General features: G+C 52.7%; 23 protein-coding genes and 1 riboswitch. Of the genes, 10 read left to right on the forward strand and 13 right to left on the reverse strand.

What is annotated here, in order from left to right; all coding sequences use genetic code 11:
- The first annotated feature begins 303 nt into the window (after nt 1-303).
- Nucleotides 304-891, forward strand: coding sequence for an NAD(P)H-dependent oxidoreductase (locus tag UC14_RS05875; protein ID WP_013573970.1), 588 nt, complete (start codon nt 304-306; stop codon nt 889-891).
- Between the two features lie 30 nt (nt 892-921).
- Nucleotides 922-1,227 (forward strand): putative quinol monooxygenase, encoded by a 306-nt coding sequence (locus UC14_RS05880; RefSeq protein ID WP_013573969.1) that lies wholly within the window; start codon nt 922-924, stop codon nt 1,225-1,227.
- Nucleotides 1,228-1,310: 83 nt separating this feature from the next.
- Here UC14_RS05880 and parE read toward each other — a convergent pair whose 3' ends face one another.
- From parE to nudF, 5 genes are all read right to left on the reverse strand, one after another.
- Nucleotides 1,311-3,206, reverse strand: a complete 1,896-nt coding sequence (parE, locus tag UC14_RS05885; protein WP_013573968.1) for a DNA topoisomerase IV subunit B — start codon at nt 3,204-3,206, stop codon at nt 1,311-1,313.
- Between the two features lie 116 nt (nt 3,207-3,322).
- Nucleotides 3,323-3,904, reverse strand: a complete 582-nt coding sequence (yqiA, locus tag UC14_RS05890; RefSeq protein ID WP_013573967.1) for an esterase YqiA — start codon at nt 3,902-3,904, stop codon at nt 3,323-3,325.
- On the reverse strand, nt 3,901-4,731 hold the full coding sequence (gene cpdA, locus UC14_RS05895) for a 3',5'-cyclic-AMP phosphodiesterase (protein WP_013573966.1): 831 nt from the start codon (nt 4,729-4,731) through the stop codon (nt 3,901-3,903). The genes yqiA and cpdA overlap by 4 nt, the downstream gene beginning before the upstream one ends.
- A 27-nt stretch (nt 4,732-4,758) precedes the next feature.
- On the reverse strand, nt 4,759-5,184 hold the full coding sequence (locus UC14_RS05900; RefSeq protein ID WP_112197373.1) for a DUF1249 family protein: 426 nt from the start codon (nt 5,182-5,184) through the stop codon (nt 4,759-4,761).
- Nucleotides 5,184-5,816 (reverse strand): ADP-ribose diphosphatase, encoded by a 633-nt coding sequence (gene nudF / locus UC14_RS05905; RefSeq protein WP_112197374.1) that lies wholly within the window; start codon nt 5,814-5,816, stop codon nt 5,184-5,186. The genes UC14_RS05900 and nudF overlap by 1 nt, the downstream gene beginning before the upstream one ends.
- A gap of 224 nt (nt 5,817-6,040) precedes the next feature.
- Here nudF and tolC point away from each other — a divergent pair, with 224 nt between their 5' ends.
- From tolC to UC14_RS05920, 3 genes are all read left to right on the forward strand, one after another.
- Nucleotides 6,041-7,540, forward strand: a complete 1,500-nt coding sequence (gene tolC, locus UC14_RS05910) for an outer membrane channel protein TolC (protein ID WP_269147796.1) — start codon at nt 6,041-6,043, stop codon at nt 7,538-7,540.
- A gap of 186 nt (nt 7,541-7,726) precedes the next feature.
- The gene (locus tag UC14_RS05915) at nt 7,727-8,398 is read left to right on the forward strand and encodes a DUF1190 family protein (protein WP_013573962.1); all 672 of its coding nucleotides are present in this window, start codon (nt 7,727-7,729) and stop codon (nt 8,396-8,398) included.
- A gap of 9 nt (nt 8,399-8,407) precedes the next feature.
- Nucleotides 8,408-9,568, forward strand: a complete 1,161-nt coding sequence (locus tag UC14_RS05920) for a glutathionylspermidine synthase family protein (protein WP_013573961.1) — start codon at nt 8,408-8,410, stop codon at nt 9,566-9,568.
- A 52-nt stretch (nt 9,569-9,620) separates the two neighbouring features.
- On the opposite strand, the gene ygiD is transcribed toward UC14_RS05920, so the two are convergent.
- Nucleotides 9,621-10,409, reverse strand: a complete 789-nt coding sequence (ygiD, locus tag UC14_RS05925; RefSeq protein WP_112152111.1) for a 4,5-DOPA dioxygenase extradiol — start codon at nt 10,407-10,409, stop codon at nt 9,621-9,623.
- Nucleotide 10,410: 1 nt separating this feature from the next.
- Here ygiD and UC14_RS05930 point away from each other — a divergent pair, with 1 nt between their 5' ends.
- Complete coding sequence (locus tag UC14_RS05930; protein WP_112152110.1) at nt 10,411-10,662, forward strand: ABC transporter ATP-binding protein; 252 nt, start codon at nt 10,411-10,413, stop codon at nt 10,660-10,662.
- Here UC14_RS05930 and ribB read toward each other — a convergent pair.
- Nucleotides 10,659-11,312 (reverse strand): 3,4-dihydroxy-2-butanone-4-phosphate synthase, encoded by a 654-nt coding sequence (gene ribB, locus UC14_RS05935; protein ID WP_112152109.1) that lies wholly within the window; start codon nt 11,310-11,312, stop codon nt 10,659-10,661. The two genes, UC14_RS05930 and ribB, sit on opposite strands and share 4 nt — an antisense overlap.
- A gap of 133 nt (nt 11,313-11,445) precedes the next feature.
- A riboswitch (FMN riboswitch) is annotated at nt 11,446-11,621 on the reverse strand.
- A gap of 132 nt (nt 11,622-11,753) precedes the next feature.
- On the opposite strand from ribB, the gene UC14_RS05940 reads away from it, so the two are divergent.
- Nucleotides 11,754-12,026: an accessory factor UbiK family protein gene (locus UC14_RS05940; RefSeq protein ID WP_112197375.1), complete on the forward strand. Its 273-nt coding sequence runs from the start codon at nt 11,754-11,756 to the stop codon at nt 12,024-12,026.
- Nucleotides 12,027-12,091: 65 nt separating this feature from the next.
- Here the strand turns inward: UC14_RS05940 and yjeH are convergent, their stop codons facing one another.
- From yjeH to UC14_RS05960, 4 genes are all read right to left on the reverse strand, one after another.
- Nucleotides 12,092-13,342 (reverse strand): L-methionine/branched-chain amino acid transporter, encoded by a 1,251-nt coding sequence (gene yjeH / locus UC14_RS05945; protein WP_112197376.1) that lies wholly within the window; start codon nt 13,340-13,342, stop codon nt 12,092-12,094.
- Between the two features lie 103 nt (nt 13,343-13,445).
- Entirely contained in the window at nt 13,446-14,873 is a 1,428-nt protein-coding gene (gene hldE, locus UC14_RS05950; RefSeq protein ID WP_013573955.1) for a bifunctional D-glycero-beta-D-manno-heptose-7-phosphate kinase/D-glycero-beta-D-manno-heptose 1-phosphate adenylyltransferase HldE, read from the reverse strand.
- An 87-nt stretch (nt 14,874-14,960) separates the two neighbouring features.
- A complete protein-coding gene (gene glnE / locus UC14_RS05955; RefSeq protein ID WP_112197377.1) occupies nt 14,961-17,798 on the reverse strand; it encodes a bifunctional [glutamate--ammonia ligase]-adenylyl-L-tyrosine phosphorylase/[glutamate--ammonia-ligase] adenylyltransferase in 2,838 nt (945 codons plus the stop codon).
- 57 nt (nt 17,799-17,855) lie between these two features.
- On the reverse strand, nt 17,856-19,163 hold the full coding sequence (locus UC14_RS05960; RefSeq protein ID WP_013573953.1) for an inorganic triphosphatase: 1,308 nt from the start codon (nt 19,161-19,163) through the stop codon (nt 17,856-17,858).
- Between the two features lie 280 nt (nt 19,164-19,443).
- On the opposite strand from UC14_RS05960, the gene UC14_RS05965 reads away from it, so the two are divergent.
- The gene (locus tag UC14_RS05965; RefSeq protein ID WP_013573952.1) at nt 19,444-20,064 is read left to right on the forward strand and encodes a TIGR04211 family SH3 domain-containing protein; all 621 of its coding nucleotides are present in this window, start codon (nt 19,444-19,446) and stop codon (nt 20,062-20,064) included.
- A gap of 130 nt (nt 20,065-20,194) precedes the next feature.
- Nucleotides 20,195-21,430, forward strand: coding sequence for a multifunctional CCA addition/repair protein (locus UC14_RS05970; RefSeq protein WP_013573951.1), 1,236 nt, complete (start codon nt 20,195-20,197; stop codon nt 21,428-21,430).
- Between the two features lie 78 nt (nt 21,431-21,508).
- Here UC14_RS05970 and bacA read toward each other — a convergent pair whose 3' ends face one another.
- Together bacA and folB are read right to left on the reverse strand one after the other, a co-directional pair.
- Nucleotides 21,509-22,333 carry an undecaprenyl-diphosphate phosphatase gene (gene bacA / locus UC14_RS05975; protein WP_037034331.1) on the reverse strand — a complete coding sequence of 275 codons (825 nt, stop codon included), beginning with the start codon at nt 22,331-22,333 and terminating at the stop codon, nt 21,509-21,511.
- Between the two features lie 186 nt (nt 22,334-22,519).
- Nucleotides 22,520-22,876 carry a bifunctional dihydroneopterin aldolase/7,8-dihydroneopterin epimerase gene (gene folB, locus UC14_RS05980; RefSeq protein WP_013573949.1) on the reverse strand — a complete coding sequence of 119 codons (357 nt, stop codon included), beginning with the start codon at nt 22,874-22,876 and terminating at the stop codon, nt 22,520-22,522.
- A 107-nt stretch (nt 22,877-22,983) separates the two neighbouring features.
- On the opposite strand from folB, the gene plsY reads away from it, so the two are divergent.
- A complete protein-coding gene (plsY, locus tag UC14_RS05985) occupies nt 22,984-23,613 on the forward strand; it encodes a glycerol-3-phosphate 1-O-acyltransferase PlsY (protein WP_013573948.1) in 630 nt (209 codons plus the stop codon).
- Nucleotides 23,614-23,677 lie beyond the last annotated feature (64 nt).

Here is a 23,677-nt window from a genome sequence, read left to right on the forward strand (position 1 = left end):
ATCGTTTTGGAAATTAAGGAAGCTTGCACCCGCAGGCGCGCGATGTCCGCTGCCGCGAGGCAATGATGTTCGCGATAGTACATCATCTGCCGTATGACTGTCACAGTTGCTGTGTTCATGCCTTATTTTTAAACAGTTTTTGCACAACAAACTGGTTAAATTGCCGCGCTCTTTCTTCAATTATTGCATCTGAGTCAATAGTCTTGTGCGCAATATCACATTTTTCTGTCATGCAGAGTTCAGTACACTACGTGGTAACAGCCTGACCACCAGAATTTAAGTATTCCCGATAAGGAAAAAACCATGAGCAACATCCTGATAATCAACGCCGGTAAGACCTTTGCCCATTCCAAAGGCGCGCTGAACAACAGCCTGACCGACGTCGCCACCGGCTTTCTGCGTGACAAAGGCCACGACGTGCGCGTGACTGTTCTGGAAGACGGTTACGACGTGCAGACCGAAATTGAAAGCTATCTGTGGGCGGACGCCATCATTTATCAGCAGCCGGGCTGGTGGATGGGGATGCCATGGACACTGAAAAAATACATCGATGAAGTGTTCACAGAAGGCCACGGTAAACTGTACGCCAGCGATGGCCGTACCCGTTCTGATGAATCGAAAAAATACGGTTCCGGCGGCCTGTTGCACGGCAAATGCTACATGCTGTCTGTGACCTGGAACGCGCCGCTGGAAGCGTTCGAAGATAAAGAACAGTTCTTCCACGGCGTGGGCGTTGACGGCGTATACATGGCACAGCACAAAGCCAACCAGTTTATCGGCCTTGATACATTGCCAACCTTTATGTGTAACGACGTGATCAAACAACCTGATGTGGAAGGCGATTTCGCACGCTATCGTGCTCACCTTGAAAATGTATTCGGTCAGGCCTAAGGTTGAAGGTCACCCGGGAAAGAGGTTTTTATGATCACTGTTATTGCTGAAATCAAAGTAAAACCAGGCCGTCGCGATTCGGTTATAGAAAAAATCACAGCACTGCTGCCCAGCGTTCTGGCAGAGAAAGGCTGTCATCGTTATGAGCCATATGTTGATTTCAACGGCCAGATCCCCTGGCGTAAAACAGTACCTGATTCCATTTTCATGCTGGAAGACTGGGAAAGCCTGGCGCACCTCGAAGCGCATCAGCAGGCTGAGCACATGGATAAGCACCGTGAAAACATCAAAGCCGACGTGCTGGATGTGGTGATCCACATTATTGAGAAAGTCTGATTTTCTGAACATCACTAAATTCGGAAACAAAAATGCCGGCGCTGCAAAGCGTCCGGCATTTTTTTATGGCGACGGCGAAAGGATCAGACGTCAAGTTCGGCGGTATCGCCTTTTTCCTGCAACCAGTTACGGCGATCTTCAGACCGTTTCTTCGCCAGCAGCATATCCATCATGCGCAGCGTCTGGTCGATATCGTCCTCATCGATGGTCAGTTGCACCAGACGCCGGGTGTTCGGATCGAGCGTGGTTTCGCGCAGCTGCAGCGGGTTCATTTCACCCAGACCTTTAAAACGCTGCACGTTCGGCTTGCCTTTCTTACGTTTCAGTTGCTCCAGCACGCCTTCTTTTTCCTGCTCATCCAGCGCATAGAACACTTCTTTGCCCAGATCGATACGGTATAAAGGCGGCATTGCCACATACACATGACCGCCACGCACCAGGGAGCGGAAGTGACGGACAAACAGCGCGCACAACAAGGTGGCGATGTGTAAGCCGTCGGAGTCCGCATCCGCCAGGATACAGATTTTGCCGTAACGCAGTTGCGTCAGATCTTCACTGTCCGGATCGATACCGATCGCCACAGAAATATCGTGCACTTCCTGCGAGGCCAGCACTTCATCAGAAGAGACTTCCCACGTGTTAAGGATCTTACCTTTAAGCGGCATGATCGCCTGATATTCACGATCGCGCGCCTGTTTGGCAGAACCGCCTGCGGAATCCCCTTCCACCAGGAACAATTCTGTCATGTTCAGATCTTGTGACGTGCAGTCAGCCAGTTTGCCCGGCAGCGCAGGGCCGCTGGTCAGTTTCTTACGCACAACTTTTTTTGCGGCACGCAGACGGCGCTGGGCACTGGAAATGCACAGTTCCGCCAACTGTTCTGCCGCCTGAACGTTCTGGTTCAGCCACAGGCTGAAGGCATCTTTCACCACACCGGAAACGAAGGCCGCGCACTGACGCGAAGACAGACGTTCTTTGGTCTGGCCGGCAAATTGCGGATCCTGCATTTTTACTGACAGCACATACGCACAACGTTCCCAGATATCTTCTGCAGAAAGCTTGACGCCGCGTGGCAGAATATTGCGGTATTCGCAGAACTCACGCATGGCATCGAGCAGACCCTGGCGCAGACCGTTAACATGTGTACCGCCCTGCATGGTTGGGATCAGGTTGACGTAGCTTTCGGTCAGCAATTCACCGCCTTCCGGCAGCCATAACAGCGCCCAGTCGACAGCTTCAGTATCACCGGCAAAATTACCGACGAACGCTTTTTCAGGCAGAGTAATCAGGCCGTTGACCGCTTCCATCAGGTAATCAGTCAGACCATCGTCATAACACCAGCGTTGCTCGGTGTTATTCACTTTGTCTTTGAACAGGATTTCTACGCCAGGACACAGTACGGCTTTCGCTTTCAGCAAATGGCTGAGGCGGCTGACCGAAAAACGCGGACTGTCGAAAAAGCTGCCATCAGGCCAGAAATGAACGCTGGTTCCGGTGTTGCGTTTGCCGCAGGTACCGGTGACGTGCAGATCCTGCACTTTATCGCCATTTTCAAACGCCATTTCATATACTTCGCCACCGCGTTTTACCGCCACTTCGACGCGTTTTGATAAGGCGTTAACCACCGAAATCCCCACGCCATGCAGGCCGCCGGAGAACTGGTAATTTTTGTTGGAGAATTTACCGCCCGCGTGCAGACGGCAGAAGATCAGTTCGACCGCCGGAACGCCTTCTTCCGCGTGGATATCCACCGGCATGCCGCGACCGTCATCAATGACTTCGAGAGACTGGTCTTCGTGAAGGATCACTTCGATGCGTTTGGCGTGGCCAGCTAATGCTTCATCCACGCTGTTATCAATAACTTCCTGGCCGAGATGGTTTGGCCGGGTTGTATCGGTGTACATGCCCGGACGGCGGCGCACCGGTTCGAGTCCGCTAAGGACCTCTATGGAATCCGCGTTATAAGTTGATTGGCTCATCGTTGATTATTCGTGGCTCATAGGTTTGTGGGCTAACGATACAGTATGTGGGCGGGTGGAAGCTCTGGCAGCAAGCAGACGCTATAAATCCGGGGGAAAAAGTCACCCTGACGATGTTAGTCTGCGGCCAGTTCCAGGAAATCTACAATCGGCGAAAAATAGCGTTCAAAGCCGACAAATGCATGATTCCCCTCGGGTTCGACCGTCTGGCGACAGGTGGTGTAGTACGCCACAGCCTGACGGTAATCGAGAATTTCATCGCCCGTTTGTTGCAGTAACCAGAGTAAATCCGGCGACTCCAGCGGTTCGACCTGCATGACTTTCAGATCGTAAACGTGGCGTGACTCTAACACATATTGCTGGCCGGTGTAGGGGTTCTCGTTTTGTCCCAGGAAGTCGATCAGCAGCTCATACGGCTTCACGGCGGGGTTCACCACCACAGCCGGCACGGCAAAACATTGCGACAACCAGGTAGCGTAATAGCCGCCCAGCGAGGAGCCGACAATCCCCAGTTTTTTACCTGCATTGCTGATCACCAGACTCTCGAGTTCTTCGGCAGCCTCGGCCGGATAAGGCGGTAATTGCGGGATAACCATATCGATATGGGGATGATTAACCGCCAGCCAGTTTTTTAACGCCGTGGCTTTTGCCGAGTTGGGAGAACTGTTGAATCCGTGCAGGTAAAGTAAGGTGTTCATTCGTAGCCGTCCGACTCCGTGTCAGGATGAAACTCATTGGTTTCCAGACGGAAGACTTCAGTCTCCACACGGCCATCCGGATACAAATCAAGGTAGCGCCAGCCCGGCGCAACGGTATCAATCGTGAAATTGGTGCAATGCGGTTTGAACTGTACGCAGGTTGACGGCGTGGCGTAAAGACGGCGGCCATACCAGTCGAGATCCAGCTCCTGATGAATATGTCCGCACAAAAGCGTATTCACTTTCGGGTAATTTACCAGGGTGTTCGCCAGCATATGCGCATTGCGCAGGCTGTGCTGATCGAGCCATGTGCAGCCAGAAGGCAGCGGATGATGATGTAACATCAGCAGAGTGAAACGATCGGGGTACGCATTCAGACAACGTTCCATCCATTCCAACTGATATTCACTCAGCTCGCCGTGTGGCACACCGAACACCTGCGTATCAAGCAGGATAATTTGCCAGTGCTCGCCGAGCAGAACGTGTTTAGAAGGACTGATCCCCGCATCCTGCAAGGCATTGACCATGGCAGGCTGGAAATCATGATTGCCCGGCAGCCAGACGCAGGGCGCTGTCAGCTCGCTGATGCCGCGGGCAAACTGATGGTAGGCTTCCACCGACTGATCCTGTGCCAGGTCACCTGTTGCCGCGATAATATCGACTTCACGCTGCTGCGCTTTGATGGCGTCCAGCACCGCGCGATAGCTGTTAAACGTATTCACGCCTAACAACGTTTCATCTTCACCGGCAAAAAGATGGGTATCAGTAATCTGTAGAATCCTGACTTTGGCCCCATTCACCAAAGGCAGTGTAAACAGGCTTTCCAAATCGTTTCCTTTGTTGTTGAAGTCTGTCTAACAAACCGGAACTGCCATCGCTCCGTGCGCAAGGCAATAACGCAGCCAATCCGCAAGGAACTGGTTAATTTGATGCTTTTCATCACGCTGATGCAACTTTTTATTCGGATAATCATAGCGTGCTTTAAAGCGAAAGATCTGCTGACTCGCACACACTTCGGCCACCATCGCATCATGGTACAGGCGAACGGTGAGCGAAGGCAGGCTCCAGTAACTCACCGCCGGTGCGGTCTGTTTGATTTCTATCAGGGATGTGTAACGCGTTGATTCGAGGATCGTCAGGCAATACGTTGCGCTACTCACCTGATATGCCACAGTTTCACCAGGTTCATCGGCACGTGGCATCAAACGGCGCAATTGTGCAAAATTGGTTTCGCACAATCTCATCATTTCAGGGAAATCAGGGGTATAGCGCTTAATCATTAGTTGGCCCACTCTTTTCTCAGGGATTCATGGTGCAGCTGCAGCCATTGCAGGGCAATCACTGACGCCGCATTGTCTATCGCTCCTTCTTCCACCCAGCGGTAAGCCTGTTCACGGCTGACCACATGTACCCGGATGTCTTCATTCTCTGCTTCCAGACCGTGAATTCCTTCTGCCGTCGTGGCATCGACTTCACCGACCATAATGGAAAGACGCTCGCTGGTTCCGCCCGGACTTGCCAGGTAATTCACAGCCGGTTTGTAGCGTTTCACCACAATGTTCGCTTCCTCGAGTGCTTCGCGGCGGGCAACATCTTCAACTGTCTCGCCTTCTTCAATGATACCGGCGACCATCTCCAGAAGCCAAGGAGTATCACTGGAATCCAAAGCCGGGATGCGGATCTGTTCGATCAGCACGACTTCATCCCTTTTCGGATCATAAGGTAATAATACGGCGGCATGACCGCGCTCAAAGACTTCACGGACGACTTCGCCGCTCATTTCCCCATTAAACAGCCGATGGCGAAACCGATATGCAATAATAGAAAAAAAACCTTTATATCGCGTCTCACGTGCAATAATTTCTACATCATCTTTGCCGAAAGTAACCGGTGACCGTTTAAATGAAGACATGGAATGTTTCCTTATCCCTCATAAAGGTAATTTATCGCCCTTTGAGGTCAATTTGATGAAAATGCGTTAATAATAATCAAGGTTGTTTGTGATAGATTTAGGCTCATTCACTCGGGAAGGCACGTTAAGCCAACCGCCCCGCTAGCCTGACTCTGCTAGAATCCGCGTCTATTGGTTAATTTGACTGCGCCACCATACATAACAACATTGCTGCACAACAAGGAATGCAAATGAAGAAACTGCTCCCCCTTCTCATCGGACTCAGCCTGGGCGGCTTTAGTACGATAAGCCAGGCCGAAAACCTGATGCAGGTCTATCAGCAAGCCAGGACAAGTAACCCGGACCTGCGCAAATCTGCTGCTGACCGGGATGCTGCATTCGAAAAAATTAACGAAAGCCGCAGTCCTTTATTACCGCAACTCGGATTAGGTGCGGATTACAATTATACCAATGGCTACCGTGATGCGAATGGCGTTAACAGCGATGTTGGCAGCGCCAGCCTGCAATTAACGCAGACCATCTTTGATATGTCAAAATGGCGCGCCCTGACGCTGCAGGAAAAAACTGCCGGTATTCAGGATGTGTCTTATCAGACTGATCAACAATCACTGATCCTGAATTCCGCAACGGCTTATTTCAACGTCCTGAGTGCGATCGATTCACTCTCGTATACCGAAGCGCAGAAACAGGCTATTTACCGTCAGCTGGATCAAACCACTCAACGTTTTAACGTGGGCCTGGTGGCTATTACCGACGTGCAGAACGCCCGTTCACAATACGACACCGTATTGGCAAACGAAGTGACTGCCCGTAATAACCTGGATAACGCGCTGGAATCCCTGCGTCAGGTTACCGGTATGTATTATCCGCAACTGTCTTCCCTGAATGTCGACAACTTCAACACCACGCGTCCGCAACCGGTCGCCACGCTGTTGAAAGAAGCAGAAAGCCGTAACCTGAGCTTGCTGTCTGCGCGTCTGTCACAGGATCTGGCACGTGAGCAAATCCGCTATGCGGAAACCGGCCACATGCCAACGGTTGATCTGACGGCCTCTACCGGCATCAGCAATACCAAATACCACGGCGACAAAACCGGCGGTTCTTCAAGCTATCAGGATGCTGATGCAGGCCAGAACAAAATTGGTCTGAGCTTCTCCCTGCCATTGTACAGCGGCGGTTCTGTCACCTCTCAGGTGAAACAGGCGCAGTATAATTTCGTGGGTGCCAGCGAGCAGCTTGAAAGCGCACACCGCAGCGTCGTGCAAACCGTTCGTTCTTCCTTCAACAACATCTCTGCCTCGATCAGCAGCATCAACGCCTATAAACAAGCCGTTGTTTCTGCACAGAGTTCTTTAGATGCGATGGAAGCCGGTTACCAGGTCGGTACCCGTACCATCGTTGATGTGCTGGATGCTACCACCACGCTGTACAACGCCAAACAACAGCTTTCCAGCGCACGTTACACGTACCTGATTAACCAGCTGAACATTAAATCAGCGCTGGGTACGCTGAACGAAAGCGACCTGCTGGCACTGAACGGTGCTTTGGGTAAACCTGTTCCGACAGCACCCGATCAGGTTGCGCCAGAAACGCCAGATCAGGATGCCGCTGCAGACGGTTACGGCAACAAAACCGCGGCTGCACCTGCACCACGCGTTCAACAAGCCAGCGCATCCACAGCAACGACCACACCGAAGAAAAGCGGCAATCCTTTCCAGAACTGATACGGAAAAGTTTCCCTGCGTTTCGACTAAGGCAGCCTGAAAAGGCTGCTTTTTTTTGCCTGTGTCACGCCGCTCTGTAAAGTCTCGTAACAATTGCCTGTCGCTGCTTTAACAATCAGCCGCTTTCCCCTATTCTTAGGCCCTACTGGGAAAGGGCAAAAAAGCCCTACACATGGGATAAGAACGATGAAACGGACACAACGCGTTAACCTGGCTACCTTCCGTAAATCATGGCGTAGCTCTCGAATCACTCCTGTCGCTCTGGCAGTCAGCGCAGTCTTTATGCTGGCCGGCTGCGAGAAAACCGACGAAACCGTTTCTCTGTATCAGAACGCTGATGACTGCTCGAAAGCCAATCCTTCCGGCAGCGCGCAATGTGTCGCAGCGTATGATGCAGCGAAACAGGAAGCGGCTAAAACCGCACCAAAATATGCCAGCCGCGAAGACTGTATCGCTGAATTCGGCGAAGGCCAGTGTACTCAGGCTCCGGCACAGTCTGGCGTCGCGACGGCTGAAAACCAGAGCAGCGGTGGCAGCATGTGGATGCCGCTGATGGCAGGTTACATGATGGGCCGCATGATGAGCGGTGGCGGTTACGCGCAACAGCCATTATTCAGCTCAAAAAACCCGGCCAGCCCGGCGAACGGTAAATTCGTCGATGCGACCGGTAAAAACTACGGCCCGGCAACTGCGGGCGGCCGGACCATGAACGTTCCGAGAACGGCGATGGCCCCTAAACCTGCCGTGACCAACACCATCACCCGTGGCGGTTTTGGCGACAGCGTGGCAAAACAAACGTCAATGCAACGCAGCTCTTCTGCCACGTCACGCAGCCCTGGCCGCAGCATGGGTGGCTAAGAGACTCTGATGAAACGTTTAGCCATTAACGAGCGCCCGGACTGGCGCGAAAAAGCCACGGAGTTTGGCTTCAACTTCCACACCATGTATGGCGAACCCTACTGGTGTGAAGATGCTTATTACCAGTTCACGCTGGCGCAGATCGAAGAGATCGAAGACGCGACGGCGGAGATTCATCAGATGTGCCTGAAGGTCGTTGAGCGCGTGGTGAATGACGACAAACTGATGGCGAAATTCCAGATCCCAAAACATGTCTGGGAATTTGTCCGCAGTTCATGGCGCACGCAACAGCCTTCGCTGTATTCACGTCTGGATCTGGCCTATGACGGCGTCAATCCGCCGAAGCTGCTGGAAAATAACGCCGATACGCCGACGTCTTTGTATGAAGCCGCTTTCTTCCAGTGGCTATGGCTTGAAGATCAGATAGCGGCAGGCAATTTGTCGCAAGACGCTGATCAGTACAACAGTCTGCAGGAAAAGCTGATTGAGCGTTTTGCCGAGCTGAAAAATCAGCATGGTTTCTCGTTGCTGCACATCGCCTGCTGTCAGGACACTGAAGAAGATCGCGGTACGGTGCAATATTTGCAGGACTGCGCGCTGGAAGCAGAACTGGCCAGCGAATTCCTGTTTATCGAGGAAATCGGGCTGGGAGAACGCGGACAATTCACCGATACGCAGGATCAGGTGATTTCGAATCTGTTCAAGCTGTATCCGTGGGAATTCATGTTCCGCGAAGTCTTCGCGACCAAACTGGAAGATGCCGGTGTTCGCTGGCTGGAACCGGCCTGGAAAGCCATTCTGTCGAATAAAGCCTTGTTACCGCTGTTGTGGGAAATGTTCCCGGATCACCCGAACCTGTTACCGGCTTATTTTGCCGAAGACCCGCATCCGGAACTGGATCACTACGTGGTGAAGCCGCTGTTTTCCCGCGAAGGCGCGAACATTAAAGTCATCGAGAAAGGCCAGGAAGTGGCCCGCGTTGATGGCCCGTATGGCGCGGAAGGCATGATCGTGCAGCAGTTCCATCCGCTGCCGGTGTTTGAAGGCAGTTACACGCTGATCGGCAGCTGGCTGGTCAACGATCAACCTTGCGGGATCGGCATCCGCGAAGATAAAGCACTGATCACCCAGGATCTGTCACGTTTCTATCCGCATACTATTGTCGGATAAAAAAACTAAAAAAGGATAATGAATAAATTCATTATCCTTTTTATTCGCCAAATTAACCTACCTGAACGGAAAGCATCGAAAGCGATCCCATTACGATCCCGTCCGTTGGCTGCGTGATTGGCTCAGCACCATCCCACGCCCCTAAAACGTACAGTAATGGCAGATAGTGATCCGGAGACGGATTGGATAACGCGCCGCCTTCGTGCTCCATAAATTTCACCAGAGGATGATCTTTCGCCTCACCTTTCCAGTTCAGATTATCTTTCACATATGTCTCGAAAGATGTCGCCCACGGATAAGCTTCGGCGTTACCGTCCCATTTTACCATCCGCAGGTTGTGGACTACGTTACCGCTGGCGACAATCATTACCCCTTCGTCACGTAAAGCCGCGAGCTTCTTGCCTAATTCATAATGGAATTCAGGGGGTTGCGTGCCATCAATACTCAGCTGGATCACCGGAATATCCGCGTCAGGATACATCTTGATCAGCACACCCCAGGTACCGTGGTCGAAGCCCCACTCGTGGGTATCGGAAATCACATTCACCGGGCTGAGTAATTCCTGAACACGTTTTGCCAGCGCCGGTGAACCGGGTGCCGGATAGCGCTTATCAAACAGCGCCTGCGGGAACCCTCCAAAGTCATGAATGGTGCGCGGATTCTCCATTGCCGTTACTGCAGTGCCGCGCGTGAACCAGTGCGCTGACACGGCCAGAATCGCTTTTGGACGCGGTAATGTTTCGCCCAGCGCATGCCAGGCACGGGTATACATATTGTCCTCCAGCACGTTCATCGGGCTGCCGTGGCCTAAGAAAAGTGCGGGCATACGTTGAGTCGTCATCATGAATTCCTTACCGCAAGATAAAAGAGAGCAGCCAGTGAGTCACCTGCCGCGTGATGACCATACGGTACTCTTTTTGATTACCGCTGACAGCCGGATAACCATGAAGGAGATATTCAATAAATTTGATGAAAAAAATCAAAGAAGGCAGGAGGAGTCTATTTTGCAAAGACCCATTTTGGCAATAAGCAGCAATAAAAAGCAAAAAGGCCGCATAAGCGGCCTTTTCTGTTACGCACAACCCCTTACTTAGCTTGCCTGACGGGTCTGCGCCTGACGATAGGCCACCAGATCGGCGATGGTCACTACCGGCATATTATGCCGACGGGCAAAGACAATAACTTCAGGCGCATGCGCCATACTGCCGTCGTCATTAGTCAGTTCACACAGCACGCCGTAAGGCTTCAGGCCTGCCAGCGTCGCCAGATCAACCGACGCTTCAGTGTGACCGCCACGGGACAGCACACCACCGGCCTGCGCGCGCAGCGGGAAGATATGCCCCGGACGATTCAGGTCAGAAGGTTTCGCGCCATCTTTGATGGCTGCACGAATAGTGGTGATACGGTCGGCAGCAGAAACACCGGTAGTCACACCTTCAACCGCTTCAATAGTCACGGTAAATGGCGTCTGGAACGGGCTGGAGTTGTTCTCAACCATCATTGGTAAATCCAGCTTTTTACGGCTGTCTTCGTTCATGGTCAGGCAAACAATACCGCTGCCGTGGCGAATGGTCAGTGCCATTTGCTCAACGGTCATGTTTTCAGCGGCAAAGATTAAATCGCCTTCGTTTTCACGATCTTCGTCATCCAGCACCAACACACCCACGCCGTTACGCATGGCGTCAATAGCACGCTCAACGCGTTCAGCTGATGTACCGAATTCGGAAAGTAGGGTCTGATTCATGGTAAAAATAACCTCATGTTCTGTATGTGGATTACCAGAATCAGGGCGTCTTGAGGAGGCTAGCTGCAGCCGCCAGATGGCGTGCTACAGTTATAAAAAATAACGCAGCGGGCAATATTTGCCCGGCTTGAATCGTTACTCTCTCCCATCCGGACTTTAACCGTCGGCCCCGGAATTACACCGGATCTGCTGACCTCTAACCCCGAAGGATTGAGCGCTCGCGGGCTTCCACATGGAAGGGATTATGATCCTTCCGATATTCCGTGGTTTACCGCCGGTGGGGACTTTCACCCCGCCCTGAGAATAAGCAAAACAACTATAGCGCCAATAAATGAGCAGAGCAATCCTGTGGTTTGTCCAATTAGTGCCCCTGAAGGTTTATAGAAACAGCATCAGCGATTACACTAAGGAAAAGCACCTCCTTCGAGAAAAGGAAATAACATGATTGACCCGAAAAAAATTGAACAAATTGCCCGCCAGGTTCACGAATCTATGCCTAAAGGGATCCGTGAGTTTGGTGAAGATGCCGAAAAGAAAATCCGTCAGGTATTGCAGGCGCAGTTCAGCCGCATGGATTTAGTCAATCGCGAAGAGTTTGACGTTCAGACCCAGGTTTTACTGCGTACCCGTGAAAAACTGGCTGTACTGGAACAACGTCTTGCTGCGCTGGAAGGCAAGCTGACTAAAACGGAAAAGCCGCAAGATCCGGCCTGATTATTGCGAATGATATCATCAGAAAAGGCCTGCTCAGCAGGCCTTTTTGCTGTGCGAAATCGGCGTTACCGTACATGAAGTACCGTTGTGGCGCGTGGCAATAACAGCCACAATCCTGCAAACACCACGACTGCATACAGCGCTTTCCAGCCGACCATCGCCAGCAATCCGCAGCACAATACAGCGCCCAGCATCGCCATCCATTTCGAGCGTCCTGCCAGGATCCGGATCCCCGCCAGCATACATAACAGATAAATCAGGATGAAAATCCCATTAGCGTAAGTGATCAGCGCGCCAAGCGGCAGGTGCAGCCAGTAAATCAGTAGCGTAAACAACGCGCAGCAGCCCACCACTAAATTCAGCGCGGGCACCGGCACTTGCTGAGCGGAAAGCTGTGCGAGTTTACTTTGCGGCTTGAGCTGAGCCTGTGACCACACCAGCCGGGCGAAACTCTGGGTATAAATATTCACGCTGGCAAAACACGCCAGATAGCCAATAATGCAGGCGATCCACAACGCTTTTTGTCCGAAGAGCTGTACGACGATACCCGGCAATGATGCGCCTGCTTCCCGCCCTTCTCCCCAGGCATGGAATTTCAGCACCGCTACCGTACATCCCCAGTAAACTGCGCCAGCCACCAGCATGCCGATCAACAACGCGCGCGGGAAATCCCGTTCCGGATGACGGAATTCGGTCGCCAGATGCGCGAAAGCCTCAAGCCCGACAAAACACCAAAACATCACCGCCAGCGCGTCAAACAGGTTCGATGGTGAGACGTCACGCACCGAAGGCAGCGGAATTTCAGGCAGAGAAATATCCCCTTTCCACCAGATTGCCACCACCAGCGCGATCACCAGACAAGCGATTAGCGTTTGAATATTGGCACTGGACCCGGCACTGCGTGTGCCGAGGAACCAGATAACAAACAGCGTACCCAACTGCACCAGCAGCAGGTTTATGCTGCTCCAGCCAAAGGCGGCCTGCCAGAAACCGGCAGCAATATGCAATGCGGCGGGCAATCCGACCGGAATAACTGACAGGAATAACCAACCGGTGACCCGCGCCATATGCGGTCCGAAAGCTTTGCCGACAAAATGCGCTGCACCGCCCGCGCTGGGGAAATGCCGCCCAAGCGCAGCAAACCCGATGGCTATCGGAAACACCAGCAGGATCAGCACCGGCCACGCCCACAGGCTGTCATTTTGTGCCAGCTGAGCCGCCAGTGCAGGCACCGCAAAGACACCAGTCCCCAGTAATGAGGTTGAAAGCAGCCCGACGCCCTGCGCCAGACTCAGTTCCTGTTTTAATCCGCTCACAACAGAGCCACTTCCGTTTTGCGTTATTGATTGAAAAATCAAAAAGAAAAGGGCTTATCAGATAAGCCCTTCAGTGCAGGTAACATGGTCTTCCCGGAGGAAATCAGTCCTGCGCTTTGATCTGATTGATGATTTTGGTAGTGGACAAACCATCTTCAAAATTCAGCACACGGACTTCGCCGCCATTCGCCCAGACTTCCTGACAACCGGCGATTTGCTCAGGCTTATAGTCGCCGCCTTTCACCAGCAGATCAGGCAAGATCCCGGCGATCAAACGCTGCGGCGTGTCTTCATCAAAAGAAACCACCCAGTCCACGGCACCCAGTGCACCCAGCACGATCATGCGGTTTTGCAGCGTGTTTACGGGACGGGTTTCGCCTTTCAGGCGTTTGGTCGAAGCATCGCTGTTAACGGCGACAATCAGACGGTCGCCCAGTTTGCGGGCGTTTGCCAGGTAAGAAACATGTCCGGCATGCAGAATGTCAAAGATGCCGTTGGTCATCACGACTTTTTCGCCGCGCTGACGCGCCATCGCCACGGCGGCTTTTAGCTGTTCTTCGTTCATCACGCCAAAACCAACGTCTGAACGCCCGCCGATCGCATTTTCCAGTTCAACCGGCGAAACGGTTGAGGTGCCGAGTTTACCCACCACCACACCGGCGGCGGCGTTCGCCAGGAAGCAGGATTCTTCCAGCGTATTACCGGCGGCAAGAGCCGCGGCCAGCGTACCGATCACCGTGTCACCGGCACCGGTCACGTCATACACTTCCTGCGCCTGCGTTGGCATATGGAATGGCGCTTTGCCTGGCTGTAACAAGGTCATGCCGTGTTCAGAACGGGTGACCAGAAGCGCGGAAAGTTCGAAATCAGCGATCAGTTGCATACCACGGGCGACAATTTCATCTTCGTTTTTGCAACGACCGACAACGGCTTCGAATTCGGACAGATTTGGTGTCAGTAAAGTCGCACCACGGTAACGTTCGAAATCAGATCCTTTAGGATCAACCAGCACCGGTACGCCAGCTTTTCTCGCCAGCTGGATCATTTTCTGCACTTCAGTCAGTGCACCTTTGGCGTAGTCTGACAGCACCAGTGCGCCACTTTGTGGTAAAGCTTGTTCGATTTTGGTCAGCATCGGCTGGAGATCAACACCTTCAAAACCTTCTTCAAAGTCGAGGCGGATCAGTTGCTGGTTACGGGACAATATACGCAGCTTAGTGATGGTCGGATGCGTGGATAACGCCACGAAATCGCAGTTTACTTTCACTTCCGCCAGACGCTCACTCAGGGCACGGGCGGCATCGTCAACGCCGGTCAGACCGATCAGACGCGAAGAAGCACCGAGAGACGAAATGTTCATCGCCACGTTTGCCGCGCCGCCAGGACGTTCCTCGATGGTATTGACCTTCACCACCGGCACCGGCGCTTCCGGTGAAATACGATTGGTCGGGCCATACCAGTAGCGGTCTAACATTACGTCACCGACAACCAGCACACCCGCGCGGTGAAAATCAGGCAAAGTCACTTTCATCCCAAGACTCCAAAACAGATAAATCAAATCGGGTAAACACAATGCGCCGGATAATATCACAAGCGCCTGTTACCCGAATAAAAACCCTCAGCCCAGCCAGTTCGCCCAGCTGGCGCGGATTTGCGCGCGCTCCGCCGCAAAACTGTCTGCGGCCACTTTCCCGCTGTGCTCCTGCAAAGCGAGGTGATGAATTTCATCGCGCAGCGTGACATAAGCCTGCGTCAGATTTCGAGCCTCTTCTTCCGGCATGATGTCGTGTTGCGCCATCAGCTCAAAAATCCTCACATTATCGGACCAGCGCGTCAGCTTCGGCTCATCATGCGCGAAACGCAGAACCAGATATTGTGCAATGAATTCAATATCCGTAATGCCACCCGGATCGGCTTTCAGATCGAACTCGTCGGCTTTTTTACTGCCCAGATGGGCATACATTTTCTCGCGCATTTCACGGACCTCCTTACGCAGTCCTTCACCATCGCGCTGGCGGCAAAGAATGTCGCGACGCGTGGCATTAAATTGCTGCGTCAGTTGCGGATCACCGTAAACCACGCGCGCGCGAACCAGCGCCTGATGCTCCCATGTCCAGGCTTCATTGGCCTGATAATCGGCAAAAGCTTCGATGGTGCTGACCAGCATGCCGGAGGCACCGGAAGGTCGCAGACGCGGGTCAACCTCATAAAGAATGCCTGACGACGTACGGGTGCTGAATAAATGCATGATGCGCTGCGCCAGCCGCAGATAAAACTGACGCCCGTCGATGCTGCGTTCGCCATCGGTCATCACCTCCGGCGCACAGTCGAGCAGGAAGACCAGATCCAGATCCGAGCTGTAACCCAGCTCCCAGCCACCGAGTTTTCCGTAACCGACCACGGCAAAACCGCGCCCTTCACGGTGCTGAAGATGCGCTGGCTGACCGTATTTCGCGACCATCTGTTCCCACGCCTGCTGCACCACCACGTCGAGGATAGCTTCGGCAAGATAGGTTAAATGGTCGCTGACTTTCATCACCGGCAGCGCCCCGGAAATATCCCCGGCGGCGATACGCAGATGCTGCGCCTGCTTGAACTGACGTACCGCTTCAAGCTGTTGTTCTTCGTCTTCCGTCGGCACCCGCATCAGATACTGGCGCAGTTCGTCGCGGTACGCGCCCGGCTCCACCGGCTGGTAAAGCGTGCGTGTGTCGAGCAGTTCATCGAGCAATAAAGGATGGCGGGCGAGTTGGCTCGCGACCATCGGTGAAGCGGCGCACAGGCGGATTAACTGTTTGAGCGCACCGGGGTATTCCACCAGCAGCTCGATATACGTCGTACGTGTGACGATATTGAGCAGCAACTGCATCAGGCGCTGCAATGTCACATCGGCATTTTTATAGGTGCAGACCTGCGCCAGCAAACGCGGCATCAGCAAATCCAGCTGGTCGCGGCCACGCGGCCCGATCGTGCGTTTATCTACATCACGGCGGAAATCGGCAATCTGATATAAAACATGCCGTTGCGCGTTTTCGTCAAGTTGCGGCACCAGTGGCGCCAGTTCGGCAGGCTCAAGCGCATCAATCCATAAACTGCTGAACTGGGAGAGTTGCACATCATCTTCAGCATCTGGCGTGTCATCACCAATCAGCTCGTTAAACACCGAGCGCACGGCCTGCATGTGAGCATTCACTGCATCCAGAAGCTGCGGCCAGCCAGCATAATTCATCCCCCACGCCAGACGTGCCTGATTCAGTTCATCTGACGGTAAGGTTTGTGTTTGCTCGTCCGCTATTGCCTGCAACAGATTTTCCAGACGGCGCAGGAACAGATAGCTGTTACGCAACTGCAACACCTGTTCTACCGGCAACAGCCCCAGATTTTCCAGCGCCTGAAGCGTTGGCAGCAACGCACGCTGCTGCAATGCCGGTTCGCGCCCGCCACGGATCAGCTGGAATACCTGCACGATAAATTCAATCTCACGGATACCGCCTGCGCCGAGTTTGATGTTGTCTTTCAGACCCCGGCGGCGAACTTCACGAGCGATCATGCCTTTCATGTTACGCAGGGACTGGATCACACTGAAATCGATATAACGGCGGAAGACAAATGGCATCAGCATTTTGCGCAATTCCTGACTGCTGATGTCCTCCGCGCCGCCCATCAGACGCGCTTTCACCATCGCGTAACGCTCCCAGTCACGCCCCTGTTCCTGATAATAATCCTCCAGTGCCGGGAAGCTCATCACCAGCGGGCCGCTGTCGCCGAACGGGCGCAAACGCATGTCCACGCGATATACAAAACCGTCGATAGTGGGCTGATCCAGCACTTTGATCAGCCGCTGGCCGAGACGGGTGAAAAACTGTGCATTATCCAGTTCACGCCGCCCGCCGCGGGTCTGACCATTTTCCGGATAGGCAAAAATCAGATCGATATCCGAGGAGAAATTCAGCTCGCCGCCGCCCAGTTTACCCATCCCGAGGATCAGCATTCTTTGCGGTTCGCCAGCAGCATTGACCGGCGTACCAAACTCGCGACAGCAAGCGTCGTAAAGCCAGTCGCGGGCGCTGACAATCAATAATTCCGCCAGTTCACTCAACTGGTGAAGCGTGTCTTTCGTTTCACTGGTTTGCGCGGACTGCGACCACGCAATGCGGGTCAGAATGCGACGACGAAACAGACGTAACGCTTTCATCAGCCCGGCTTCGTCAGCCACCTGTGTCAGCGATTCCTCCAGCCACTGGCGGTAAAGTTGCCACTCCTGCGCCTGAGGGGGATTTTGGTCAATTTCATGCCACCACTGCGGAAAAGCCAGCAAACTGTCCGTTACGAATTCACTGCTGCTCAGCACGGCCAGTTGCGCATCATCGGGAAGGGGCAGGTTTTCAGGATGTTCACGCCAGCGTTCAAGCAAACTCTGCGCATGGCTTTGCAAAACAGAAGAAAGTGGCAACATGAAGTCAGATTCCTTGCAAAAAAAAGCCCGGGCAATTTGCCCAGGCTTATCAGTCAATTAACGAGGTTGTCCGTTTAACCAGAAAGCATCCATCATCACCGCGTGAGAACGGGCCGAATCCTCCCAGGCGTGTTGCTGCTGAACGATGGCCTGTTGCAGATCGGCCCAGCCGGCAATATACGCGGCAACGTCTTTTTCAGGGTAAGCACCGGCCAGCAAATGGAAGGTAATGATCTGGCGTTTAAGGCGCGCCAGTTGGTCACGATAGCCTTCTTCCGTCAGCGGCTGTGCAAAGGCTTCTTTCAGATCGGCGGCAGTGCGGCCGAGCATGATGTCAGCAAAGCGCTTGAAGGAACCGTCCATTTTTTTCGCGGATTTATCATCAATAAACGGCGCCCAGCCTGATGTTGCCAGCCAGGAAGTAAGCACTAACTTGCATTTCAGATATGTCGCGCTGTAACAGATTTCCTGTGCATCCGCCGATTTCTGTTCCAGAACCGGCACCAGATCAGTAAGTAAGGTACGCAGCTCAGAAGAGGCTTTACGCGGCACAAGTCCGCCGAACAGCACCAGAACCTGGCGCACAGTTTCCACGGCCTGCAACACAGTCAGGCGCGCAGTTTTGTCGCCGCGAACCCACAATTCTTCATGATATTGCCAGTGATCCAGCGCCAGTTCGAACATCGCAGACATAGCCTGCTCAACCGTAGCTTTCGGTTTCGCTTTAAACACCGGCAGCGGTTTGATGTCACGGGCAGGATTGCCCTTTGCAAGATGATAACCACGAGCCGCCTTGCTGAAACCACCCTGCCGCAAGCCGCCGTGCGCGCCAATTTCAGCCGCCAGCGCCAGTAAATCGGCGGTGTTACCTTTTTTCAGCTCAAGTTCAATTTCAGCCAGTGGTTCGTTTAATTCGCCAGCCACCACTTCGCCCTGATCTAACCCAAGTTCGATCTCGCTTTCGCCGTAAGTGATCACCCACTTCTCGCGGGTGAAATCCGTGCGGAAGAGCGGAGCGAGTTCTTTCTGCAATGCAGCGGGTTTGCACCCTTCCGGCCAGATATCTTTCGGGAACGCGCTGAGTTTCAACACCGGCTTTTTCAGCTCAACGTTGTATTCAGGGCGCTGATGTAACCCCCCCACCACTTTGCCACCGGTTTTGATGGTCATTTCATACTGATCGTCAAAACCACGGATCCGCAGACCCATGTCATGCGAACGTAAATAGTTTTCCGCAGTCTCAAAATAGATGTTGGTCAGTTTCGAAGGCGCGGTGTGCTCGCTGTTAAAACCAGCGAGTTGCGAAGGTAATTCGGCGATTGCGGCCGGGGTGGCGATAAATTTTAATTCTATTTCTACGGTCATATGAGTCTTCACACCGATTCTTTGCTGCCAAAAGGGATTAACGCGTCGCTGCCAATTCTATCATAAGCACAGCGCGCAAGCCGCATGTTGCGGGATTGTAAGATAGTTCTCATTCCGGTTTATACATTGCGTCGTCACACTGTTGCCCTTACTATCGGTCTCCAACTTTTAGTACTTATATGAGTGCAATGGCCGGACAGTGGCGGTTGCCAGAAGACGTATCCTGATAAAACGGATCCACACTTCACGTTCCCTAAATTCACAAAGAAACGATGAAATAATGCAGAAATTACGCCTAATTGGTTTCGCTTTGCTTGGTTTAAGCATGACATGGGGCGCTCACGCTGATGAGAAGCGCTATATCTCCGACGATTTGATTACCTATATCCACAGTGGTCCAGGTAATCAGTATCGCATCGTTGGCACCCTGAATGCCGGTGAAGAAGTCACCCTGCGCAGTGTCAACGACAGTACGAAATACGGTGAGATTGTTGATTCAAAAGGTAAAACCGCCTGGATCCCGCTTGATCAGTTAAGCAATGTGCCGAGCTTGCGTACCCGCGTTCCGGATCTGGAACAACAGGTGAAAACGCTGACCGACAAGCTGACCAATATTGATTCCAGCTGGAACCAGCGCACGGCAGAAATGCAGGCCAAAGTCTCTTCCAGTGACGGCATCATCAACGGCCTGAAGAAAGAAAATCAGGATTTGAAAAATCAGCTGATCGTGGCGAAGAAGAAGGTTGACGCGGTCAATGTGCAGCTCGACGACAAACAAAGAACCATTATCTTACAATGGTTTATGTATGGCGGCGGTGTCGCGGGTGTCGGTCTGGTGCTGGGTCTGCTGTTGCCACATCTCATCCCACGTCGCAGGAAAAAAGATCGCTGGATGAGCTGACAGCTCAGCATCCTGATCGTTTCCCTAAGGCACTTCGGTGCCTTTTCGTGTTTCCATCAGTCAGGAAATCTTCAGCGCAACTTTGCTATGATGAAGACAGAGTCCTTTGGCTAATTTCAGGAGTTATCGCGTGGAGATTTACCTGGTCGGCGGCGCAGTCCGAGACAGTTTATTAAACCTGCCTGTGTCTGAACACGATTGGGTGGTAGTGGGCGCGACGCCTGAATATATGCTCGAAAATGGCTATCAGCAGGTCGGTAAAGATTTTCCGGTCTTCCTGCATCCGGTCACTCACGATGAATATGCGCTGGCCCGTACTGAGCGGAAATCTGGCTCCGGTTATAACGGCTTTACCTGTTATGCCGCACCGGATGTCACGCTGGAACAAGATCTGATGCGTCGGGATCTGACCATTAATGCCATCGCCAAAAGCAACGATGGCGAACTTTTCGATCCCTATCACGGTCAGCGTGATATCGAACAACGCCTTTTGCGCCACGTTTCCGATGCTTTCGGCGAAGATCCGCTGCGGGTTCTGCGCGTTGCCCGCTTTGCTGCACGCTTCGCGCATTTAGATTTCACGGTCGCCCCGGAAACGCAGGCGCTGATGCAACAGATGGCGGAAAGCGGTGAGCTGGAAGCCCTCACACCTGAACGTGTATGGAAAGAAACCGAGAAAGCGTTACAAACGCAGGATCCGCAGGTCTATTTCCAGGTGCTGCGCGATTGTGGCGCCCTGAAAGTGCTGTTTCCTGAAATCGATGCATTATTTGGCGTGCCTGCACCGGCGAAATGGCATCCGGAAATTGATACCGGCATACATACGCTGATGACGCTGAAAATCGCCAGCACCCTGACGCCTGACGTCGATGTGCGTTTTTCGGCGCTTTGCCATGATTTGGGTAAGGCTCTGACGCCGCCGCAATTCTGGCCTGCCCATCACGGTCATGGCCCGGCGGGCGTGAAACTGGTGGAGGAACTCTGCCAGCGGCTGAAAGTGCCGACGCACATTCGTGATTTAGCGAAACTGGTCGCGGAGTTCCATGACCTGATCCACACCGTCAATAAACTGCGTCCGGAAACCTTGTTAAAACTGTTCGATACCATTGATGTCTGGCGTAAACCGCAGCGTCTTGAGCAGATGATCATGACCAGTGAAGCCGATGCGCGCGGGCGTACGACATTTGAAAATAATCCCTATCCGCAAGGCGATTACCTGCGTGAAGCCTTTGCAGTCGCCAGCAGCGTTTCAAATAAAGAGGTGCTGGATGCGGGTTTCCAGGGTATGGCTATCCGTGATGAACTGAAGAAACGCCGTACTCAGGCGCTCGCCGACTGGAAACAAACTCAGGACGTGGCGATTTAAACGCTGGCTTTATTCATAAGAAAAGCCCCGCCGGTGATTCACCGTGCGGGGCTTTTTATTGCCTCAGGGAAGCAAAAATCAGGCGATAAACACAAAATACACGGCAATTGCCACGAAGAAACGGTAAATCGCAAACGGGATAAACGAAATACGTTTAATCACCGCCAGGAAGGTTTTAATTGCGATCAACGCAACAATGAACGCAGAGACAAACCCTGTGGCAAACATCGGTAAATCCGCCATATTCAGGAAGCTGTAGCTCTTGTACAAATCCAGGGCCGTCGCGCCCATCATCATCGGCACCGCCAGCAGGAAAGAGAACTCAGATGCCGCAAAACGGCTGATCCCCATTAACATCCCCCCACTGATGGTTGCCCCTGAGCGGGAGAACCCGGGCCAGAGCGCCAGACACTGAAAAACACCAATCATAAACGCCTGCACGTAGGTGATGTCATCCAGCCCCTCGGCACGCGGTTTTTTAGGTTTCAGCAACTCGGCAGCAATCAGCAAAATACCGCCGACCACCAGTGCATACATGACATATTTTGGCTCGAACAACGCTTTGATTTGAGAGTGCAGAAGCAGCCCCAGTACCGTTGCCGGAATCATCCCCAAAATAATATGCAATAAATTTAAACGACGAGAACCCGAGCCTTCATGAACCGGCGGTTTACCAAAATGCAAACCTATCATGTTGAACAAACGACGCCAGAACATCACGACCACGGCCAGAATTGAACCTAACTGGATAACCACTTCAAATGATTTTGAGGTATCTCCGGTAAAGCCAAGAAGATTGCCGACAATAATCAAATGACCGGTAGAAGAAACAGGCAAAAACTCGGTGAGTCCTTCAACCACCCCCAAAATAGCCGCAACAAGCAAAGAATGACTTTCGACGATCATTATCGCACCCTACCCTTTAAAAGATCCGCTGATGGGAAATATGCTTACAATACACACAATAAAAAAGCGGCATCATGCTGAGCCGCTTCAGTAAAGAAAACCCGGCAACCCGGACTTTCCTTTTAACGCTTCTTTATGACATTCAATAGACAAGCGTTTTCTAAATTGTATCCATAACAGGATTTAAAAACGCTTTCCACGCTCGATAATCACGCCGACATTCGCTGCCTGAGCAACAGCGCCCGGTTTGCTGAGCTTAATCCGAACCCACGGAGAATTAAACCGGCTCAGCAGCAATGTCGCCACCTCTTCCGCTACGCGTTCAACCAGCGCAAAATTTTGTGAAGAAACATGCCCGATCACCGCATCACTGACATCAGCATAGCTTAAACAGTCATTCACATCGTCAGTGGCGGCGGACTTTTGGTTATCCCAGGCCATTTCGATATCGAATACCAGTTTCTGTTTAATGGTCTGTTCCCATTCGTAAGCGCCAATGGTAGTGATTACATTTAGTTGCTCAATAAATACGATATCCATCACGTGATTCTCTGTTTTTGGCCCAGCCGGATACCACTTCCAGCAGAAAATGCGTATTATCCATGGATGTTGCGATTAAAACGACCCTTATTAGACGGAACGGCTTTATGAGTGCTACCGCGCTTGGAATGATTATTTTCGCCTACCTCTGCGGCTCGATTTCCAGTGCTATTCTGGTCTGCCGGGTAGCCCGTTTACCCGATCCGCGCACAGCGGGCTCAGGCAATCCCGGCGCCACCAACGTTTTACGCCTGGGTGGCCGTCTGGCCGCTGCCGCTGTTCTGATTTTCGATGTCCTCAAAGGCATGCTGCCGGTCTGGCTGGCATACCGTCTGAACATTCCGCCTATGTATCTTGGCCTGACGGCCATCGCGGCATGTCTTGGCCATATCTATCCGGTCTTTTTCCGCTTTAAAGGCGGCAAAGGTGTTGCCACGGCGTTTGGTGCTATCGCCCCCATCGGCTGGGACCTGACCGGCCTGATGACCGGCACATGGCTGCTGACCGTGCTGCTGAGCGGCTATTCGTCACTGGGTGCGATCGTCAGCGCACTGATTGCGCCATTTTATGTCTGGTGGTTCAAACCGGAGTTCACCTTCCCGGTCGCCATGCTTTCCTGTCTGATCCTGTTGCGTCATCACGACAATATTCAGCGCCTGTGGCGTGGTCAGGAAGGAAAAATCTGGGATAGGCTGAAGAAAAAACGTAAAGCGGCGAAAGAAGATAAGACCGAATAGTCAGTAAAATGCAGATTGCAGACATAAAAAAACGACCTCAGGCGGGTAATGCCGGTCACTTAAG

It is taken from the genome of Rahnella sp. NRRL B-41462 (genome assembly GCF_003263525.1).
In the GTDB taxonomy this organism is placed as follows: Bacteria; Pseudomonadota; Gammaproteobacteria; order Enterobacterales; family Enterobacteriaceae; genus Rahnella; species Rahnella aceris.

Coding starts and splice junctions, on each gene's coding strand:
- UC14_RS05875 (WP_013573970.1), top strand. CDS start 304: ATGAGCAACATCCTGATAATCAACGCCGGTAAGACCTTTGCCCATTCC.
- UC14_RS05880 (WP_013573969.1), top strand. CDS start 922: ATGATCACTGTTATTGCTGAAATCAAAGTAAAACCAGGCCGTCGCGAT.
- parE (WP_013573968.1), bottom strand. CDS start 3,206: ATGAGCCAATCAACTTATAACGCGGATTCCATAGAGGTCCTTAGCGGA.
- yqiA (WP_013573967.1), bottom strand. CDS start 3,904: ATGAACACCTTACTTTACCTGCACGGATTCAACAGTTCTCCCAACTCG.
- UC14_RS05900 (WP_112197373.1), bottom strand. CDS start 5,184: ATGATTAAGCGCTATACCCCTGATTTCCCTGAAATGATGAGATTGTGC.
- nudF (WP_112197374.1), bottom strand. CDS start 5,816: ATGTCTTCATTTAAACGGTCACCGGTTACTTTCGGCAAAGATGATGTA.
- tolC (WP_269147796.1), top strand. CDS start 6,041: ATGCAAATGAAGAAACTGCTCCCCCTTCTCATCGGACTCAGCCTGGGC.
- UC14_RS05915 (WP_013573962.1), top strand. CDS start 7,727: ATGAAACGGACACAACGCGTTAACCTGGCTACCTTCCGTAAATCATGG.
- UC14_RS05920 (WP_013573961.1), top strand. CDS start 8,408: ATGAAACGTTTAGCCATTAACGAGCGCCCGGACTGGCGCGAAAAAGCC.
- ygiD (WP_112152111.1), bottom strand. CDS start 10,409: ATGACGACTCAACGTATGCCCGCACTTTTCTTAGGCCACGGCAGCCCG.
- UC14_RS05930 (WP_112152110.1), top strand. CDS start 10,411: ATGAATTCCTTACCGCAAGATAAAAGAGAGCAGCCAGTGAGTCACCTG.
- ribB (WP_112152109.1), bottom strand. CDS start 11,312: ATGAATCAGACCCTACTTTCCGAATTCGGTACATCAGCTGAACGCGTT.
- UC14_RS05940 (WP_112197375.1), top strand. CDS start 11,754: ATGATTGACCCGAAAAAAATTGAACAAATTGCCCGCCAGGTTCACGAA.
- hldE (WP_013573955.1), bottom strand. CDS start 14,873: ATGAAAGTGACTTTGCCTGATTTTCACCGCGCGGGTGTGCTGGTTGTC.
- glnE (WP_112197377.1), bottom strand. CDS start 17,798: ATGTTGCCACTTTCTTCTGTTTTGCAAAGCCATGCGCAGAGTTTGCTT.
- UC14_RS05960 (WP_013573953.1), bottom strand. CDS start 19,163: ATGACCGTAGAAATAGAATTAAAATTTATCGCCACCCCGGCCGCAATC.
- UC14_RS05965 (WP_013573952.1), top strand. CDS start 19,444: ATGCAGAAATTACGCCTAATTGGTTTCGCTTTGCTTGGTTTAAGCATG.
- folB (WP_013573949.1), bottom strand. CDS start 22,876: ATGGATATCGTATTTATTGAGCAACTAAATGTAATCACTACCATTGGC.
- plsY (WP_013573948.1), top strand. CDS start 22,984: ATGAGTGCTACCGCGCTTGGAATGATTATTTTCGCCTACCTCTGCGGC.